This is a genomic window from Aestuariibius insulae (genome assembly GCF_040783535.2).
Taxonomy (GTDB): domain Bacteria; phylum Pseudomonadota; class Alphaproteobacteria; order Rhodobacterales; family Rhodobacteraceae; genus Aestuariibius; species Aestuariibius insulae.
Window position 1 is genome coordinate 226596 of the sequence record NZ_JBFONW020000003.1, and the last position, 17364, is coordinate 243959.

Genomic DNA, 17364 nt, shown 5'->3' on the forward strand with positions numbered 1-17364 from the left:
CGATCATGTCGGTCTGGATGGGGTTCTTGATTTTTCTGTGCCCAGGGCTTGGTTCAGTTGCCGGCAGGCAAGGCACCGATCTGGCGAAGCATTGTGGCGAAGTCCTCGGAATGCCAGCTTTCGACGATGCGGCCGCCGTCAATGCGATGGACGTCAATTGCGCCGAACTCAACTCTGGCACCGCTTGCCGGTATCCCGAAGAGTGGGCCTTCGTGTATGCCGCTCACCGTTCCACGTACGGTTGCGATATCGTCCGCAATATAAATGGCGAGCACCTCATAGGTCACATCAGGCACACCTGCGGCGAACCCCTGAAACGCTTGCCCCAGTGTGTCCGCATCGCCTTCGGGTAGGGAGGGCGATGTACCATGCACCACGTAGTCATCTGCCAAAACGCTGCGCAGCGCCCCAACGTCTTGAGTGTTAAAGGCCGCATAGAAGCGCTCCACCAACGCACGTGTAGCGGCATCGTCGGAAAGTGCCGGTGTGGCAATCGCTAACAGAAAAAGCAAAGCTGCGGCGCTGCCGTTCCTGAAATTACGAGAGTGGGATTGCATTCGAATTCTCCTTCTTGTTGGTGTGATGGGTCAGCAATGCTCGATGCGTTCTCCTTCCAACAGAACGGCCAAGGCGGTCATGCCATTGTCGACAAAGCGCCGGACCTGCCTGCGCTGCAGTACGCCGGTGAGGCGGGGGGACCGAAAGTATTGATACCAGGAGACGCGCGTCCCGCCGGTTTCCAGGGTTGTGACGACCAGGACGGCAAGGTGATCGTCGATGGGAAAGCCACCGATGATCTGGTAGGCGAAAAGACGCGGCAGCTCGACCGCCACGATCCGCTCGACATCCGCCTGTCCGCCGAAGGACAGCCGTCGCGTCATCCCTGGCGCGATAGGCGCGCGCTCGGGACGATCGTCGTAGGTGCCGCCTTCGAGGCTTGGCATCCAGCGCACCAACTGCTCATTCTCCGTGACGACGGGGAAAATCTCTTCGGCGGTGAGCGGCGAGAGGATATGCCCGGCTGCGTGCAAGCGCCCCGCTCCGGTTTGATCGACCAGCGCCTCCACCTCGGCATGTTCGCTGGGAGTCAGACATTCCGTGTTTGAGTCGGCCATGACCGCTCCTGTGCTTGCCAGAAAGAAAGAGGCGAAGATCAGCGCCAAGCGGCGAGGGATAGGGTGGGTCATCTGCGTCCCTCGGGCGCAGGAAAATCCGGATCGGTCTGCGCGAGGCGGTTGAGGTAGTTGGTCGCGATGTTCATCACGACGATGCCGAGCACTTCGATGATATCGGCATCCGACAGGCCCGCCGCGCGCGCCGCATCGAGGTCGCTGTCTTTGAGCGCGCCGCGTGTCTCATTCAGTCGACGTGCAAGGACGAGGATCGACGCAAGCGCCGGGTCCGAGGATGCGCCACGCTGCCAGGCCTCCACCTCGTCGGCGGGCGTGTCAAACATCTGGATCGCGGTCGCCGCGTGGGCCGCCTCGCAATAACCACAGCGATTCTCGACGGCGATCATGGTGGCGACAGCTTCACGGGTGCGCCCGTCGAGACGGCCCTCGGACAGCTTGGCACGCATCGTCATGTATATGTCGAGATAGAAGGGCTGCGCGCCCATAACCCGAGCCATGTTGGGCACCCGGCCCAATGTGCTTTCGATGGCGGAATATGTCTCGGCCAACTTACCCGAGGCGCTTTCCGGGTCGACGTGCGCCAGCCGGGTCATGCCGCGGCCTTTCGAGTGGTTTTCGCTTGTGCTTTCACCTTGCGGGGATGCGGCACGTCGTTTTCCGCGTAATACTTCAACTCCTCGACCAATCCGCGCAGGCTCTTGCCCATGGACATCTTCATCATTGGCCCCATGAGAGTCCGGAACGGCTGTGTCATGTCGGCGCCTGAGTTCATCGTCACGCGACAACGATCGTTGCCAAGCGACTCGACCGTGAAACGGTTGGTGAGGCGCTTGATAAAGAACGGCAGCTTAGGGCTCGTTGCCTCGTAGGCCATGGTTCGGGCTTCGGGATCGTAGTCGCGGAACATCTCGTCAAATGGTCCGAAGGTGGTCTCGCAATGGCGGCCCGCGGCAGGGGCGTTCTGCAAGGCGACAGGCCGTTCGGACAGGCGAGAAGAGTTCACAGTGGCACACCATTCGGAGATATGACCGAAGCGGGGGCCGAGCAGAGTCCACACCTTCTCAGCCGGAGCATTAACTGTCGTGGAGACGTCGATTTTCATGGATGGGGATCCTTCAGATAGGGATGAAGAGGCCGATGACCATCAGGACGAGCCCTGCGGTGCCGACACCGAAAGCGGCGGATCGGAGGCCCGGCACACCGATGAGGTAGAGGACGGCATGTGCAACTCGCGCCGCGACGAAAAGCTGCGCTCCACCTGCGGTCCATCCGTTCGAGATACCAAGAATTGCGGTCAGCAGACAAAGCGGCAAGAAGAAGAACAGATTCTCCTTTAGGTTGTCGATGGCGCGATCTGTGCGGCCCGCGAAACCCGGCTTCGGCACGGGTATGTCCGCCCGCGACCGGAGCATGCCGCCAACGCCGTGGCCGGCAACGAGCGCCGACATCTGGACGACGTTCGTCAGCACAGCCAACAGGAAAAGGGCGGCAAGCATCATTGTGAGTTCTGCGGTCATGGGTAGGTCCAATCTGTGGTTGACCTCGAAACTATTGATTGCGAAAATCTTATTCGATATCGAATTTTGCATTGAGAAATTGCGAATATGCATCGTCTGGAATGGACCGATCTCGATGTTTTTCGCGAGGTCTACGAGGCCGGATCCATGCTGGACGCCGCGCGTGTCTTGAGATGCAATCCCTCGACCGTGTCGCGCCGAATTGCGGCACTGGAGACCCGACTGGGCGGCCACTTGTTCGAGCGAGGTCCAGGACGATGGGCGACGACCGCGCTTGCCGAGCGGATTGTACCAATGGCGCGTCAGATGGGGGAGGCGGCGCTGATGATCGAGCAGGCCGCGGGTGATGAGGCTGATGTGCTGGCCGGGCCCATCACCGTTACGGCCGGCGATGCGATGATGCGGGGGCTCTTGCTACCCGCCTTGTCAGCGTTCCAAACCGAACATCCAGGCATTCGGCTGACGATTGTTTCGGATGATGAGCGGATGGACCTTGGCGCGCGTGAAGCAGATGTCGCTGTTCGATGCACACCCAAGCCACCGTCCGATCTTGTCGGCCGGGACCTCGGCCTGGCGACGACACGGGTCTACGGTACGCCCGAGCTTTTGACTCGAGCGGCTGCAGCAGACAGCGTTCCGTGTCTCGCCTGGATCGGCGATGGTGTGTTCGTTCCCGATTGGATCGAGGCGGTCGGAATTGCCGAGCCCCGCGTCACGCGAGTGAATTCCGTCGGTCTGATGCTCGACGCAGCCCGCGCCGGATTGGGGCTGGCGCTCCTACCCTGCATGCTTGCGGATCGCGTACAACAGCTTCAGAGGCTCCCGACCGATTTCTCCGATCCGGGCTGGACGATCTGGGTGCTGAGCCACGCCGATGTCCGGAACACGGCTCGCGTTCGCGCACTGCGCGACGCGCTTGTTGTGTGGCTCCGGAAGAACGCTGACTTGATTTCCGGTAGTGCAGCAATCGCCGCAGAATGATACCGCTTCAGACCGCGTCCTTCTTTCCCTAATTGCTAGTGACATATCGCTGTCGGTGACGATCGCCCTTCTGCGATACCTTAGTCGCCGTACTTCTTGCGCAAAGCGTCCGCGATGGCCCTCATGACCTCACGCACACGGGGCACATGGCGCAACTCCTCATGTGTCACGACCCACGCCGGGTAAGAAGGGCCGTCGGCAATGCGCCTAAGACTCGACAGTTCGGCATGGGCGTCGACATAGTGATCCGGCAGCACGACGCAGCCCATGCCGCCAAGACACAGCCGTGCCTGCGCCATGAAGCTGTTGACCCGCGTGACGATCCGCGCTTCCGGGTCATGCTCCAGGATCATCTCGTCGATCTCATTCACGCCCCTTGGGAAAGTCCACGACAGCCAGGGCTTCCCCACAGCCTCCTCGTCCAGATCGGGGGGCGCGTAGATGCCAAGCGGAATCTCCGGCAGCCGTCGGCCTACCAGCCCATCATGCGGGCTATCTGCTTGCCGGATGGCAACATCAGTCTCACGGCGGTCGAGGCTGAGATAATCGTTCGTTGGCTTCAGGTCGAGCGTCAAGCCGGGAAAGCGCCGTTGCAGATCGACCAGCGCCTCCATCAGCAAATCTAGCATGAAGTCGGTGCCCGACAGCTTCACTGTCCCTATGACGGACGGGGTTTCGAGCGGCGCGGACAAGGCGTCGTCGATCCCGGTCTCAACTTCGCGCGCGATGCGGACCAGATCGTCGGCGGCGGTGGTCAGCACAACGCCGCCCTTGATCCGTTCGATCAGCTTCAGGTCCAATCGATCCTCCAGCCGCCTGATCCGGCGTGGGATCGTTGTCTGGTCAACGTGGAGTTTTTCCGCCGCGCGCGAGACATAGCCGCCCTCCGCCAAGGCAAGGATAAGTTTCAGGTCATCCCAATCCAGTCGTTCGCTTGGTCGCATGGTCGATCCCTTCCTGCACGAATGCAGGTCAGCCTGCACACTCCTGCATTGAGGCACTATCGCAGAGAGCGCATCCTGTCGACATCACCAAACTCAAATAGGAGAACCATGATGCCAACCATTCGTGTCACCGTCCCGCAATCCGCGTGGTCGAAGGAAGAGAAAGCCCAGATCGTCGAAAAGCTCACCGATGGGCTGAATAACGTCGCAGGCGCGTCCGGTAAGGGCGACATCAAGCAATTCATCAACGTGCACATCGAAGAGACCGCTGAAGGCGGCTATGCGATGGGCGGTCAGGTGGTGGGCTGAGCGATGGAAATGAACATCTCACGCCAGATCGACGCGCCGCTGGACAAGGTCTGGGACATTGTCGGGCCGAACTACACCTCTGCGGGAGACTGGGCCAGCTCGGTCTATGTCTCCGGCGTCCGGTCCGGCACGCCAAAGGTGACGGGAGCGCCCGCTGCGGGCCGCGTCTGCGAAACTTCCCTCGGTCCTTTCACTGAAACCATCGAGGCCTATGACGATGCGCGCCACATGGTGTCCTACTCGGCCACTGGCGAGAAGATGCCAGGCTTCATGAAAGGGCTGCGCAATACGTGGCACCTGACCCCGAGCGGCAACGGAACCAAGGCCAGCATGACTCTGAAGGCCAACATCGCCTTTCCCATGAACATCCTCATGGGCTGGATGATGAAGATGCAATTTAAAAAGGCGCTGACCGAGACCATCGATGATCTGAAGGTCTATGCCGAGACGGGTCGCCCGTCGCCGCGCAAGGTCAAGGTCGATGGCTCCAAGAAAGCCGTCGCCGCACGGCAGGCCATGGCCTGAATGGCGTGGCCTGTCGGCCATGCCTCCCCCTCAACTTTCCCTAAGGAGAACCCCATGAAACCCATTCTATCCTTTGCCTTCGCTCTGGCCATGACCACCGCCGCCAGCGCTCAACAGCTGCCCAATGTCGAAGCGGAACGCACGGCCATGTACGGCGAAAGCGCCGCAGTCACGTCGTCCGACCCGGTGACGAATTACACCTATGACAGCGGCTATCTGGGCGCTTACATCGATGCGCCCTTGCAGTCGATCCAGACGCTTCTATTGCCAATGACGCCCGAGGAGGCGTTCCCGCTTGTCCATTCCGGAAATGCTGACTGGTCGCTTCAGATCGAAGAGCTGACATGGGATCATTCGGCATCTGAGACGCCGGGTGAACTTGGCATGGGGTCTGTCCGCCGTTGCGACTTCGTCGGCGGCGCAGGCACAGCTTATGAGCGTGTCTTCGCAGTCGAGGAAAACCGCATGATCGCCTACGACCTCGACATGGAACGCAGCACCGTGCCGCTCCCGATCAAGGACTTCTTCGTGATCTGGACGCTTGAGGACAAGGGTGATGACGGCACCTTGATCACTACGCGCATCTACTATGACGAAGCGCAGGAGATGGGTGGAAACGCCGCTGCAGCTGTGGCCCAGGCACTGGCGGTGGACTTCCGAAACTTCGCCAACATCCATGGCGGCACCTACGTCGAAATGTAAGCGATCCTGCGCGGGGCCGGAAATCCGGCCTCGTGCCTCAAGCGCGAAGGGGTCAACCATGCGCCATTTTGCCGTTATGCTCTCGCTACTTCTTACCGCACCGCTTTACGCGTTGGGCATCGTGGAGGAGGACAGCACCTTGGGCTTCTCGGTCGTTGTCGGGACACGGGAGGTCTCTGGCCAATTCGAAGATTGGTCCGCCAAGATTGACCTTGAAGCGCGCCAGATCACGGTGACTGTTCGAACCACGTCCGCCACGACCAATGATGCCCTTCTGGACTCCGTTTTGCACAGCGCAGCGTGGCTGAATAGCCGGACCTTCCCCGATGCCAGCTTCACATCCACTGAAATCACCGAGACCAGCGACGGATATCTGGCAACCGGGATACTTGCCGTGAGGGACACTACGCTACCGCTGGTCGTCATGATTTCTGAGCCTGAAGCAAACGAGCGCCCCATCTACATGGTGCAAGCGACCCTGGACCGGACTGCGGTCGGCATGGAAGCCTTTGCAGACACCGTCAGCCAGACTGCAGAAATCACCGGCAAGATTGCCATAACCCCATGAGAAACCTCTTCAGGAAACCTCCCATGACCACGCTGTCCGGCCGCTGCCTTTGCGGCGCTATACAATTCACGATCCCCGCACCCGCCCGGTTCGAGGTGTGTCATTGCGCCGATTGCCGCCGCTGGCATGGTGCCTCTGTCGTGGGGGTTGATCTGACTGTGGTCACCCCGACGTCGAGTGACGATACGCTGCGTTGGTTCAACAGCTCACCACCGGTGGAGCGCGGTTTTTGCGGCACCTGCGGCTCCAGCTTGTTCTACCGGATGAGGCGCGACCCACGTCGCTGGTCTGTCTATCACGGGGCGCTGGACAAAGTGCCCGCCAGCATCCCGCTCGGCCCACAACATTTTACCGGACAGCGACCACCGCACTATCGCATCGAAGGGTAAGGACCAACGGTTCAGGTCGCCCAGCCTTGGACCGTCGCCAGAGGATTTAGCAACGCCCGGCAAGGTGGCCCACGATCGTGGATTTATTCTCGAGACAGCGAAAGCTGACATTCGTGCACCGCGCATCATTAGGAGGTATGGGCTCCTTCGAGACATCAGCTGCGTATTTCATCAACGACCGCTCTCGAACAAGGTAACGATAATGGGACCCACTCTATCGCCTGCCCAGAATCCCGGCGCCCCTACGGGCGCATTTATTTAAAGCCGCCACCTGTGTACCGAGATTTGCAGGACGAGCCTCTAATGATCGCATCATGAAAAGACGGCTGCCCCGGTGGCCAAGGTCGGAGCCTTGGCCAGGGTCAGCAACGGCGTGCGTGATGATCGTTCACGTCACGGAGCGGGGTAGGGCGCATGGCCAGTGACCTGCTCCCCTGAAAAGTCCTCGATTTGAGGTTAACCAGTTCTCCAACCGAAGAGACAGATGATGAAGAAAAGCCGTTTCAGCGAAGCGCAGATTATTGGCATCCTGAAGGAGCACCAGGCAGGGATGAGCGCGCCTGATCTGTGTCGCAAGCACGGTATCAGCGATGCGACCTTCTACAACTGGCGACGCAAGTACGGCGGCATGGAAGTCGCCGATGCCAAGCGGCTGAAGGCGCTGGAAGCAGAGAATGCGAAGCTGAAGAAGATGCTGGCCGAGCAGATGATGGACGTGGCCGCGCTGAAAGAGATGCTTGGAAAAAACTTCTGAGGCCCGGTTCGAGGAGGAAAGCCGTGGACTGGACCATGAAAGAGAAGAGCTACACGCAGCGGCGTGCCTGTGCGCTGGCCGGGATCGATCCGCGTGTGTATCGACGGACGTCGAAGCGTCCGGCAGACACGGCGGAGCGATCGAGAATGAAGGAGCTTGCGTCTGAGCGGCGGCGGTTCGGCTATCGACGGCTGCACATCCTGCTGAAGCGCGAAGGCTGGGAGGTGAACTGGAAGAAGCTCTACCGGCTCTACCGCGAAGAATGGTTAACCGTCCGTAAACGGGGCGGACGCAAGCGCGCGATCGGGACCAGGGCACCCATGGTGATCCCTCAAGGCCCGAACCAGCGATGGTCGCTCGACTTCGTATCCGACGCGCTGGCTTACGGCCGCCGGTTCCGCATCCTCTGCATGATCGACGACTTCAGCCGGGAGTGCTTGGCGACGGTTGTCGACACCTCGATCTCCGGTAGCCGTGTCGCCCGCGAACTGGACCGGATCGCCGAGATGGGGGGCTATCCCCGCATGGTCGTCAGCGACAACGGAACGGAGCTGACGACGAATGCCATTCTGAAATGGCAGGAAGATCGCCAGGTCGACTGGCACTACATTGCACCGGGCAAGCCGATGCAGAACGGCTTGGTCGAGAGCTTCAACGGCCGTCTCCGGGACGAGTGCCTGAACGAGCACCTGTTCCCGTCTCGGCGCCATGCCTGCCGCATGATTGCGGCATGGCGCGACGACTACAACCACCACCGCCCGCACACGAGCCTCGACGGGCTGACCCCGCGAGAGTATCGCCAACGGTCAGAAGAGGACCAAACTTTGAACAGAGCTAACTTATAGACGCGGATTCCAAGGGGTGCAGGTTAGCTGCCTCAAAGCGCTGGAAAGCTCAGGTACCGCTTCAGTTCTTTGGAGATCACCTTCGTGAGTTCCACGGCGAGCATGGAGAGAGGTCGGTTCACCGGCGTCATCAAGGACATGCTGAGCGCCATGTGCGGCTCAAAAGGCCGGAAGACCACGCCGCTATCCGCTCCGAACTGCTGGACGTGACTTGCTGCCGTGAAACTATCGCAGATGACGTAGCATAGCCCCTCGGCCGTAAGCTGGAGCGCCGGCTGGTAGGTGGTCAGTTCGAACCGTTTCCAGAGCCTTGCGTCCCCGTGATGGAACGCTCTCTCGATCTGACGCGTCACGGAATGCTCGTCGTAGATCAACGCTGCAGGCCGCCCGGAGAGGTCGCGTGGGGTTACAAGGGGAGAGGCGGCAAGCGCGTCGCCCACCGGCACTGCACAGAAGCACCGAAATTCGAAGACTTCTCGGCTAATCGTCTTCGTGGTCTCCGAACTCTCTGCGAGACCGATGTCGTATTTTTGAGAGGCCACCCAATCCGTCACCACCGGTGAGGATCGCATCATGAGAGAGACATCGACCTGCGGCTTGTCCGCCAGGAAGCGGCCGATCACATGGGGCATAAAGAAGCGCGACGCGGCCGGATTGCAGGCGAGACGAATTCGGCCCGTCTTCAGATCTGCGATGTCCTGGAGGGTACGTGTCGACCGCGTGATTCTATCGAGGATCGTCTCGGCCTCGGCAAGAAAGTAGTGAGCTTCGGGCTTCGGAATCAGACGCTTCCGGACCCTCTCGAATAGTGTAAATCCGACCTCCTCCTCCAGGCTTGAAATCATCGCGCTGATGGCAGGCTGAGTCCGTCCGAGGTTCCTTGCGGCCTGAGACAGCGACTCCGAGCGCATCACCTCGACGAAGGTCTGCAGTTGCCTGATCGAGATGTTCAAGATGGCCTCATAAGGTGATCTTCTGATTTTGTCAGAATTATCGATTTGATACTATGTGTCTGCTGTATGACGGTGGTCAAGCGATTGGATCAGCGTCCGAGAGAGACGGCGGCCGATCGCAGGGGAGAACTCATGGAGCGTTTAGCTCAGTACATTTTGATGGCATTAATCTGCATTGTGGCCCTGGGTCAGTTTGTGCAGGTCGTTACGCGCTATGTCTTCCAAGTTCCCGTTATGGGTCTCGAAGAGACGATGCTCTACCCGACGCTTTGGCTCTACATCTTAGGGGCCGTGAATGCGTCTCGCGAGAACACGCACATCAGGGCGAACGTCCTTGAGATCGTCCTGAAGACGAAGCGTCAACATACCATCCTCGCGATCGTCGGGGAGGTGATCAGCTTGGCTATCGGTCTCTGGCTGTTGTCCTGGGCCTGGGAGTTCACGACCTACGCCTGGCGCGTCTGGAAGGAGACACCGACCCTCTACTTCCCGACCTTCTACGCGGATGCCGCGCTGATGGTCGGCCTCGTCCTGATGATGCTCTTCACGACGATGCACTTGGTCCGACACGTCCGATCGCTGTCGGACGAAGAAGAGGCTCTCGTGAGCGGAGAGCCCCAATGATCGAGATCGCGCTTCTCGCCATTGGCGTCCTCGTCCTGACGCTGACGCTCGGCGTCCCTCTCCCCTGGTGCTTTGGCGCGGCCCTGATGGTCATGTACTTCGTCGGCGACGTGACCATGAAGGGCATGGTCCTGTGGGGATTCCAACAACTGGGAAACCCGACTCTTCTCGCCATCCCTCTCTTCGTTTTCGCGGGGACAATCATGGCGCAGAGCGGGATCGCCAGCGCGCTTCTGCGCTTCGTGAACGCCTTCGTCGGTCATATCCGCGGCGGCCTGGGCGTCGTGGCAGCGGTGAGCTGTGCGATCATCGGGGCGATCTCCGGCTCAGGCCTTACCGGGATTGCTGCCATTGGACCTCTCCTTATTCCTGAAATGGAGAAGCGTGGCTATCCACGCGCCTACGCCACCGCGCTAATCGCGAATTCCTCGATCCTAGGGCTCCTGATCCCGCCTTCGGTGACGATGATCCTCTACGGATGGGTCACGGATACTTCGATCGTCGCCTGCTTCCTCGCGACCCTCATCCCCGGTCTCATCATCATGGCCAACTTCTCGGTCGTGAACCTCATCATGTCGCGCAGGTTTAAGCTGACGCTCGATGCACGGCCCACGGTGCCGGAACTTACCCGCCAGGTTGGCCGCAACACGGTCTTCGCGCTTCCGGCGCTCCTCATGCCGATCATGATCCTCGGCGGCATCTACGGGGGGATCATGACGCCGACCGAGGCTGCCGCCCTCGCCGTCATCTACGCGATCCCTGTCGGCTTCTTGATCTACCGTGGTCTCGACTGGAACGGCTTCCTGTCCTGCGCCTCGGAAGCGTCGACTGCCGTCGGTGCGATCATGCTGATGATTCTGTTCTCCATGATCTTCGGCCAGATGCTTGTCTTCGAAGGCGTGCCGCAGAACCTCGTCGGGGTGATCTTCGGCATCACCGAGAACAAGATCGTTCTCTTGATCGCGATCAACATCCTTCTCTTTCTCGTGGGGATGGTCGTGAACGACGCGACCGCGATCCTACTGATCGCGCCGCTCCTCCTTCCGCTGATGAACGCCATCGGCGTGGACCCAATCCACTTCGCGGCGATCATGGGGGTCAACACCGCCATGGGGGGCGTAACGCCGCCCTACGCGTCGATCCTCTACATGGGTGCGCGGATCGGAAAGGTGAAGGTGACCAAAGTCATCCCGCCGGCGATGGTGCTGATCGTGACCGGCTATTTGCCCGTCGTCTTCCTCACATCGCTCTGGCCCGACGTCGCGCTCTTCCTGCCGCGTCTGTTCGGCTACTGACGCAACCCCTTCTAGAAACCAACAGAGGAGAAAGACGATGAAGACACTGATTGCGACGGGGGCTCTTGCAGCCCTGCTTGGCAGCACCGGCATAGTGATGGCCGAAGACCTACGAATGAGCCATGTGCGACCGCAAGGCGCGACCATCGACTTGGAACTCACAGCCTTCGCCGACGCGGTCCGCGAAGCGACGGACGGCGACGTCAACATCGAACTCTTCCCGGCTTCTGCTCTCGGGGACTACACGACAGTCCAAGAGCGGATCTCGGTCGGCGCTGTCGAGATGGCCACGCAGCCGGCCGCGACCGGCATCGATCGGCGAATGCAGATCGCGTCCTTCCCCTATATCGCCTCCAACTGGGAGGAAGCCCAGTCAATCTACGGACCTGGTGGGGTGATCCACGAGACGATGGCCGAACTCTACGCGGAACAGGGCATCACAATGCTCGCGGCCTATCCCGTCTATTTCGGCGGCATCGCGCTGAACACCGAAGCCGTGAACCCCGGCTCTACCGAGGACAACGGGATCAAGGTCCGAGTGCCGGGCATTAAGAGCTTCCAGCTGACCGGCGAAGCCCTCGGCTACATCCCGTCGCCGATCCCGTTCTCGGAGGCCTTCACGGCGGTCCAGACCGGCGTGGTCGACGGCGTGATCGGCTCGGGTGCCGAGGGGTACTATGCATCGTTCCGTGACGTGACGCAGACCTACGTTCCGGCGAACACCCATTTCGAGGTGTGGTTCATGCTCATCAACACGGACACGCTGAACGGCCTCGACGCAGAGGATCAGGAGGCGCTTCGCACCGCGGCCGTCGAGTTCGAGAACACAAGGTGGGGGGTCGCCGAGGAAGACCAGACCCGCAATGAGCAGCGCCTCGTCGACGAGTTGGGCGCGACGCTGGTCGAACTGTCCGACGAGGAGCTCGCCGGAATGTCCGAGACAGTTCGCGCCGCCGTATGGCCCGAAGTCCTGCAGGACATCGGCGAAGAATGGGGTCAGTCGATCCTCGATCGCGCCGGCAACTGACCGGCGCGCGCCGGGCGGTCGTCTCCCGCCCGCCCGGCGCACCTTTAGCGGGGCGTAAGGACTATCATGGAAACGGACTACGCGATCATCGGCGGGGGCGTCGTCGGGCTTTCCGTGGCTTGGGGGCTTCTCAGCCTCGGCCGCCGCGTCGTCGTCCTCGACGGAGGCGACGGCAGCTATCGTGCGAGCCGCGGCAACTTCGGGCTCGTCTGGATCCAATCCAAAGGCCTCAATGAGCCGCGCTACGCGCGATGGTCTCAACGTTCGACCGGCCTCTGGAAGGAGTTCGCTGAGGAACTCGCCTGCCATACGGGGCACGATGTCGGTTTGGAGCAAGAGGGAGGCTACGATCTCCATTTCTCCGAAGAGACCCTCGCCGCCACTGTGGCGAAATACGAAGTCCTGAAGGCGGAGCTCGACGGCAACTATCCTTACGAAGTCCTTGGTCACAACGCGCTGCGCCAAGCCGAACCTGAGATTGGCGGTGACGTCGTCGGTGCAATCCTCCATCATCAGGATGGACAGGCGAACCCCTTGCGGTTGCTTAAGGCGCTGGCCGACGATGTCCGCCGGATGGGTGGGCGCGTACTCAACGGCAAGACCGTGGATTACGTTGATCGAAGCGACGGCTTCTTCCTCGAATGCGACGATGGGACGACTGTGCGTTCCGAGCGCGTCGTTCTTTGCGCTGGTCTTGGAGCCGCAACCCTAGGGCCGAAGTTGGGGTTCAAGGCACCGATTCGCCCGCAGCGCGGTCAGGTCATCATAACCGAAAAGTTGCCGAAGATGATCAACCGGCCATCTCTCATCGCGCGGCAGACGGACGAAGGTGGGATCCAGATGGGAGCGACCAATGAGGAGGTCGGCTTCGACGATGGCACGACCACCGAGGGGATCGCAAAGGTCGCCCGGGACGCCGTCCGTGCGTTTCCCAAGCTAGCGAAGGCGCAGGTGGTGCGCACATGGGGCGCATTGCGCGTGATGTCCCCCGACGGCCTGCCGATCTACCAGGAGAGTGCTGAGATGCCGGGTGCATTCCTCGTGACCTGTCACAGTGGAATCACTCTCGCCGCCGCACATGCACGCCTCCTTCCTCACTGGCTCGAGAAAGCGACCGGCGCGCCGGACCTGGAGGTGTTCAGTGAAAGCAGATTCTGACTTTCAGATCCTCGGTCGGCTGAAGTCCCAGGTTTCCATCATATTCGACGGAAACGCGGTTCAGGTACGGCAAGGCGGCAACCTGGCCGCCGAACTTCTCGCCGCCGGAATTACGACGTTCCGAAGGACGCCGAAGTCGGGGGCTCAGCGGGGGCCATTCTGCATGATGGGCGCGTGTTACGATTGCTTGGTTTCGATCGATGGCATCGTTCGTCAATCGTGCATGCTTACTGCAGAGGATGGCCTCGTCGTCGAGCGTGCCGGGCCAGGAGCAGGTACGGATGAGTGAGACCGACCTCATCATCATCGGCGCGGGGCCCGCCGGCCTCGCGGCTGCACGGATGGCAGCGGATTGCGGGCTCGCCGTGCTTCTCTTGGACGAGCAGCGGGCGGCCGGAGGCCAGATTTATCGCAACGTAGACGGCGTTTCGGATGCCGAAGCGGCAGTCTTGGGCAAGGACTACTTGTCAGGCCGTAAGCTCACAAGCGCGCTGGCTCATCCAAAGATCCAGCATTTCCATCATGCCGTCGTATGGCAGGTGTCCGGAGACTGCAGGGTCTCTTACAGCATCGATGGTAACGGGACGACGGTGGCCGGTCGCGCCCTCCTGATCGCTACCGGGGCGGTTGAGCGCCCAATGCCGATTCCGGGGTGGACCCTCCCCGGAGTGATGACGGCTGGCGCGGCTCAGATCCTTCTCAAGCAGTCTGGGGTCGCTGCCGCCAATGCAGTCCTCGCGGGCTCGGGACCGCTTCTCTATCTCGTCGCGAGCCAGCTTTGCAGAGCCGGACAGCCGCCACGGGCGCTCGTCGAAACGCAAGGGCCTCGCGATCTAGCAGGTGCCCTGCGGCACGGAGCGGGTGCTCTACGCGGTTGGAAGTATCCATTGAAGGGACTTGGACTCCTTGCCGAACTGCGTCGGGCTGGTGTCGAACGTCATACCGGTGCCCGTGATATACGTATCGAGGGGAACGACCGTACCGAGGTCCTTACCTTCAAGACGAGGTCGGGCTTCAAGCGCATCGATTGCAGGACGGTCCTTCTCCATCACGGCGTCGTTCCCAACACACAGATCACACGATCCGTGGAGATCGAGCATAGATGGGATGTGGGTCAGAGTTGCTTCGTGCCGGCCCGGGACGACTGGGGGCGGACATCTCTAGAACGGGTCTTTGTCGCCGGTGACGGCGGCGGTATTGGCGGGGCCGAGGCCGCGGCACTGAAGGGACGGTTGAGCGCGCTCGCCGCGGCCTGTGACCTCGGGTATCTTGAGGCCTCCGCCAAGGACGAGGCGGCTCGGCCGATCCGCAGAGCCCTCGCTAAGGAGATGGCGGCCCGGCCGTTCATCGATATGGCGTACCCTCCCTATCGAGAAGCCCTAATCCCTGGAGATGGCACCATCATCTGCCGATGCGAAGAGATCGATGCGGCTGAGATCCGGCGTTGCGTATCGCTCGGATGCGAAGGTCCGAACCAGACCAAGGCGTACTGCCGCGCGGGCATGGGGGCATGCCAAGGCCGTTATTGCGGGCTGACCGTGACGAACATCCTCTCGGACGAGCTCGGCCGGAGCCCTGATGAGGTCGGCTACTACCGCATCCGCGCGCCGCTCAAGCCCGTCACCTTGGGAGAACTTGCGGCAATGCACGAGGACAAGACCGAAGGGATACAGACATGATTGAAAGACAGCAGACTTCTGCTCGGATGAGCCGCATCGTGAAGCACAACGGGATGGTATATCTTTGCGGTCAGGTCGGGGATGGGCGGACTATTCAGGAGCAGACGCGCGACTGCGTCGGGCGCGTCGAGCGTCTTCTGGCCGAAGCCGGTTCTTCGAAGGATCGCATGCTTCAGGCTATCGTGTGGCTAGCCGACATGTCCGACTTCGATGGGATGAACGAGGTCTGGGACGCGTGGGTTCCAGAAGGGAAGGCCCCAGCGCGGGCCTGCGGGGAGGCGAAGCTCGCGCGAGACGAACTCCGCGTCGAGATCATCGTCACCGCAGCATGCGCCTAGCCTGGGGGCCCCGGAGGGAAGCGGGAGGCTCTATGTCTTCTGCTTGCGACCGGTCGTCATGAGCGCAGATCTCGAGAAACCGCATACCGCCATGAAGGCGTACGAGTTCCTTTCTTTCACGCAGCTCTTCAAGGTCGGCATCGGTCCGTCTTCGTCGCATACGATGGGGCCCATGGTCGCTGGGCGCCGGTTCCGAAACCTCTTGAGAGGGACGGGCGCGGCGCGCATCGAGGTGCGCCTGCTCGGCTCCCTAGCGTTTACTGGGAAAGGTCATGCAACCGACCGCGCGGTCGCGCTGGGGCTTCTCGGTTTCGATTCTGCAACGATGGAGAGAGACAAAGCGGATCGAGCGCTTTCCTCGTCCGAAAGAACGGGCGAGATCGCCCTACCAGGAGGCCAGCTGGTATCCTTCCGCCCTTCGAAAGATATCGTCTTCGATTACGACACCGTACCGACCCGGCACCCGAACACGATGACGTTCCGTGCCCAGGGTCCAGACGGCAACGTCCTCTTGGAGAAGACGTACCTCTCGATCGGCGGTGGCTTTGTCACCGACGGCGAGGAGGACGGTCGGACTGCCGCGCCTGCCAACCTATCCGTACCGATGCCCTTCGGAACCGCAGCGGAGATGCTCTCAATGGCGCGCAAGAATGGCCTCTCGATTGCCCAGCTTCAACTCGCCAACGAGCGCGCGGCGGGCCTCTTCGACGTAGTCGAGGCTCTCGATGGCATCGCCGCAGTGATGCACGAGACCGTCGACCGGGGCCTGGCCGCATCCGGGGAGTTGCCCGGCGGTCTTCGGGTCGAGCGGCGCGCGCGCAGCATTCATGAGAGGCTTCAGGCCGAGTCACGCGGAGTGGCTGAAGTGGCTAGCAGATCGAACGAGTGGCTCTCGGTCTTCGCGATGGCGGTCAACGAGGAGAATGCTGCAGGCGGGCGCATCGTCACTGCGCCAACGAACGGTGCGGCTGGCGTCATCCCCGCCGTGCTCCGGTATGCGCAGATGGTCGTGGAGGGTTTCGGTCCGGAAGAGGTTCGTACCTTCCTCCTTACCGCTGCTGCGATTGGAAGCTTGATTAAGGCCAATGCGTCGATCTCCGGCGCTGAGGTCGGATGTCAGGGCGAAGTCGGTTCAGCATCGGCCATGGCCGCAGCAGGTATGGCTTCCATACTTGGAGCTTCGCCGGAGCAAGTAGCAAATGCGGCGGAGATGGCTTTGGAGCATCATCTCGGCATGACGTGCGACCCAATAGGTGGGTTGGTTCAGGTGCCATGCATCGAGCGGAATGCCTTTGGCGCAGTGAAGGCAGTCACGGCAGCATCGCTCTCAAGACACGGAACCGGACGGCAAGTTGTCTCTCTGGACGTCGCAATTGAAACAATGCGCCAGACCGGTCGAGACATGGCGAACGAGTACAAGGAAACAAGTTTGGGCGGACTTGCCTCAAACATCAGCGTGGGTCGAACAGAATGCTGAACTACAGCGAAGCAATTACGCTGGGAGAAGATTCATTGCATCGATCGAATACCGCAGGAATCAAGAAGTTCAGCCGATTTCCTAGCTGTACTCGCGAAGCTAGCCTTATTCAAATTTTCCGTTCAAGATACGGATCCTTTGCCAAT

The 17364-nt window shown here is 60.9% G+C and carries 22 protein-coding genes; 15 read left to right on the forward strand and 7 right to left on the reverse strand.

The window, feature by feature from the left end; all coding sequences use genetic code 11:
* Nucleotides 1-53 precede the first annotated feature (53 nt).
* The 5 genes from AAD018_RS10085 to AAD018_RS10105 all read right to left on the reverse strand — a co-directional run bounded on the left by AAD018_RS10085 (nucleotide 54) and on the right by AAD018_RS10105 (nucleotide 2650).
* Nucleotides 54-557, reverse strand: a complete 504-nt coding sequence (locus AAD018_RS10085; protein ID WP_367315919.1) for an ester cyclase — start codon at nucleotides 555-557, stop codon at nucleotides 54-56.
* Between the two features lie 30 nt (nucleotides 558-587).
* Nucleotides 588-1115 carry an SRPBCC family protein gene (locus AAD018_RS10090; RefSeq protein ID WP_367315920.1) on the reverse strand — a complete coding sequence of 176 codons (528 nt, stop codon included), beginning with the start codon at nucleotides 1113-1115 and terminating at the stop codon, nucleotides 588-590.
* A 68-nt stretch (nucleotides 1116-1183) separates the two neighbouring features.
* Entirely contained in the window at nucleotides 1184-1726 is a 543-nt protein-coding gene (locus AAD018_RS10095; protein WP_367315921.1) for a carboxymuconolactone decarboxylase family protein, read from the reverse strand.
* Nucleotides 1723-2235, reverse strand: coding sequence for an SRPBCC family protein (locus AAD018_RS10100; RefSeq protein ID WP_367315922.1), 513 nt, complete (start codon nucleotides 2233-2235; stop codon nucleotides 1723-1725). Before AAD018_RS10100 ends, AAD018_RS10095 begins: the two co-directional genes overlap by 4 nt.
* A gap of 13 nt (nucleotides 2236-2248) precedes the next feature.
* Nucleotides 2249-2650 carry an MAPEG family protein gene (locus AAD018_RS10105; protein WP_367315923.1) on the reverse strand — a complete coding sequence of 134 codons (402 nt, stop codon included), beginning with the start codon at nucleotides 2648-2650 and terminating at the stop codon, nucleotides 2249-2251.
* 87 nt (nucleotides 2651-2737) lie between these two features.
* Between AAD018_RS10105 and AAD018_RS10110 the strand changes: the two genes are divergently transcribed.
* On the forward strand, nucleotides 2738-3631 hold the full coding sequence (locus AAD018_RS10110) for a LysR family transcriptional regulator (RefSeq protein WP_367315924.1): 894 nt from the start codon (nucleotides 2738-2740) through the stop codon (nucleotides 3629-3631).
* Between the two features lie 80 nt (nucleotides 3632-3711).
* Here AAD018_RS10110 and AAD018_RS10115 read toward each other — a convergent pair whose 3' ends face one another.
* The gene (locus tag AAD018_RS10115; protein WP_367315925.1) at nucleotides 3712-4614 is read right to left on the reverse strand and encodes a LysR family transcriptional regulator; all 903 of its coding nucleotides are present in this window, start codon (nucleotides 4612-4614) and stop codon (nucleotides 3712-3714) included.
* Nucleotides 4615-4686: 72 nt separating this feature from the next.
* Here AAD018_RS10115 and AAD018_RS10120 point away from each other — a divergent pair, with 72 nt between their 5' ends.
* The 6 genes from AAD018_RS10120 (at nucleotide 4687) to AAD018_RS10145 (ending at nucleotide 8667) form a co-directional block, all read left to right on the forward strand.
* A complete protein-coding gene (locus AAD018_RS10120; protein WP_367315926.1) occupies nucleotides 4687-4884 on the forward strand; it encodes a tautomerase family protein in 198 nt (65 codons plus the stop codon).
* A gap of 9 nt (nucleotides 4885-4893) precedes the next feature.
* Nucleotides 4894-5409, forward strand: coding sequence for an SRPBCC family protein (locus AAD018_RS10125; protein WP_367315927.1), 516 nt, complete (start codon nucleotides 4894-4896; stop codon nucleotides 5407-5409).
* A gap of 54 nt (nucleotides 5410-5463) precedes the next feature.
* The gene (locus AAD018_RS10130; RefSeq protein WP_367315929.1) at nucleotides 5464-6111 is read left to right on the forward strand and encodes an SRPBCC family protein; all 648 of its coding nucleotides are present in this window, start codon (nucleotides 5464-5466) and stop codon (nucleotides 6109-6111) included.
* A 58-nt stretch (nucleotides 6112-6169) separates the two neighbouring features.
* Complete coding sequence (locus tag AAD018_RS10135) at nucleotides 6170-6679, forward strand: YceI family protein (protein WP_367315931.1); 510 nt, start codon at nucleotides 6170-6172, stop codon at nucleotides 6677-6679.
* A 23-nt stretch (nucleotides 6680-6702) separates the two neighbouring features.
* Nucleotides 6703-7068: a GFA family protein gene (locus AAD018_RS10140; RefSeq protein ID WP_367315933.1), complete on the forward strand. Its 366-nt coding sequence runs from the start codon at nucleotides 6703-6705 to the stop codon at nucleotides 7066-7068.
* A gap of 487 nt (nucleotides 7069-7555) precedes the next feature.
* Nucleotides 7556-8667, forward strand: a protein-coding gene (locus AAD018_RS10145) for an IS3 family transposase (RefSeq protein WP_367316213.1) whose coding sequence is annotated in 2 segments (ribosomal slippage) — nucleotides 7556-7811 and nucleotides 7811-8667 — 1113 coding nt in all. Because the reading frame shifts where the segments join, the coding sequence is not laid out codon by codon here.
* Nucleotides 8668-8699: 32 nt separating this feature from the next.
* Here the strand turns inward: AAD018_RS10145 and AAD018_RS10150 are convergent.
* Complete coding sequence (locus AAD018_RS10150) at nucleotides 8700-9620, reverse strand: LysR family transcriptional regulator (RefSeq protein WP_367315935.1); 921 nt, start codon at nucleotides 9618-9620, stop codon at nucleotides 8700-8702.
* A gap of 132 nt (nucleotides 9621-9752) precedes the next feature.
* Here AAD018_RS10150 and AAD018_RS10155 point away from each other — a divergent pair, with 132 nt between their 5' ends.
* From AAD018_RS10155 to AAD018_RS10190, 8 genes are all read left to right on the forward strand, one after another.
* Entirely contained in the window at nucleotides 9753-10244 is a 492-nt protein-coding gene (locus AAD018_RS10155) for a TRAP transporter small permease (RefSeq protein WP_367315937.1), read from the forward strand.
* Nucleotides 10241-11539: a TRAP transporter large permease gene (locus AAD018_RS10160; protein WP_367315939.1), complete on the forward strand. Its 1299-nt coding sequence runs from the start codon at nucleotides 10241-10243 to the stop codon at nucleotides 11537-11539. Before AAD018_RS10155 ends, AAD018_RS10160 begins: the two co-directional genes overlap by 4 nt.
* 37 nt (nucleotides 11540-11576) lie before the next feature.
* A complete protein-coding gene (gene dctP, locus AAD018_RS10165; protein WP_367315941.1) occupies nucleotides 11577-12566 on the forward strand; it encodes a TRAP transporter substrate-binding protein DctP in 990 nt (329 codons plus the stop codon).
* Nucleotides 12567-12632: 66 nt separating this feature from the next.
* Nucleotides 12633-13724, forward strand: a complete 1092-nt coding sequence (locus AAD018_RS10170; protein ID WP_367315943.1) for an NAD(P)/FAD-dependent oxidoreductase — start codon at nucleotides 12633-12635, stop codon at nucleotides 13722-13724.
* Nucleotides 13645-14013 carry a (2Fe-2S)-binding protein gene (locus AAD018_RS10175; protein WP_367315944.1) on the forward strand — a complete coding sequence of 123 codons (369 nt, stop codon included), beginning with the start codon at nucleotides 13645-13647 and terminating at the stop codon, nucleotides 14011-14013. The genes AAD018_RS10170 and AAD018_RS10175 overlap by 80 nt, the downstream gene beginning before the upstream one ends.
* Nucleotides 14006-15403, forward strand: coding sequence for an FAD/NAD(P)-dependent oxidoreductase (locus AAD018_RS10180; protein WP_367315945.1), 1398 nt, complete (start codon nucleotides 14006-14008; stop codon nucleotides 15401-15403). The genes AAD018_RS10175 and AAD018_RS10180 overlap by 8 nt, the downstream gene beginning before the upstream one ends.
* Nucleotides 15400-15741, forward strand: coding sequence for a RidA family protein (locus AAD018_RS10185; RefSeq protein ID WP_367315946.1), 342 nt, complete (start codon nucleotides 15400-15402; stop codon nucleotides 15739-15741). The genes AAD018_RS10180 and AAD018_RS10185 overlap by 4 nt, the downstream gene beginning before the upstream one ends.
* A gap of 91 nt (nucleotides 15742-15832) precedes the next feature.
* A complete protein-coding gene (locus tag AAD018_RS10190; protein WP_412005263.1) occupies nucleotides 15833-17218 on the forward strand; it encodes an L-serine ammonia-lyase in 1386 nt (461 codons plus the stop codon).
* Nucleotides 17219-17364 lie beyond the last annotated feature (146 nt).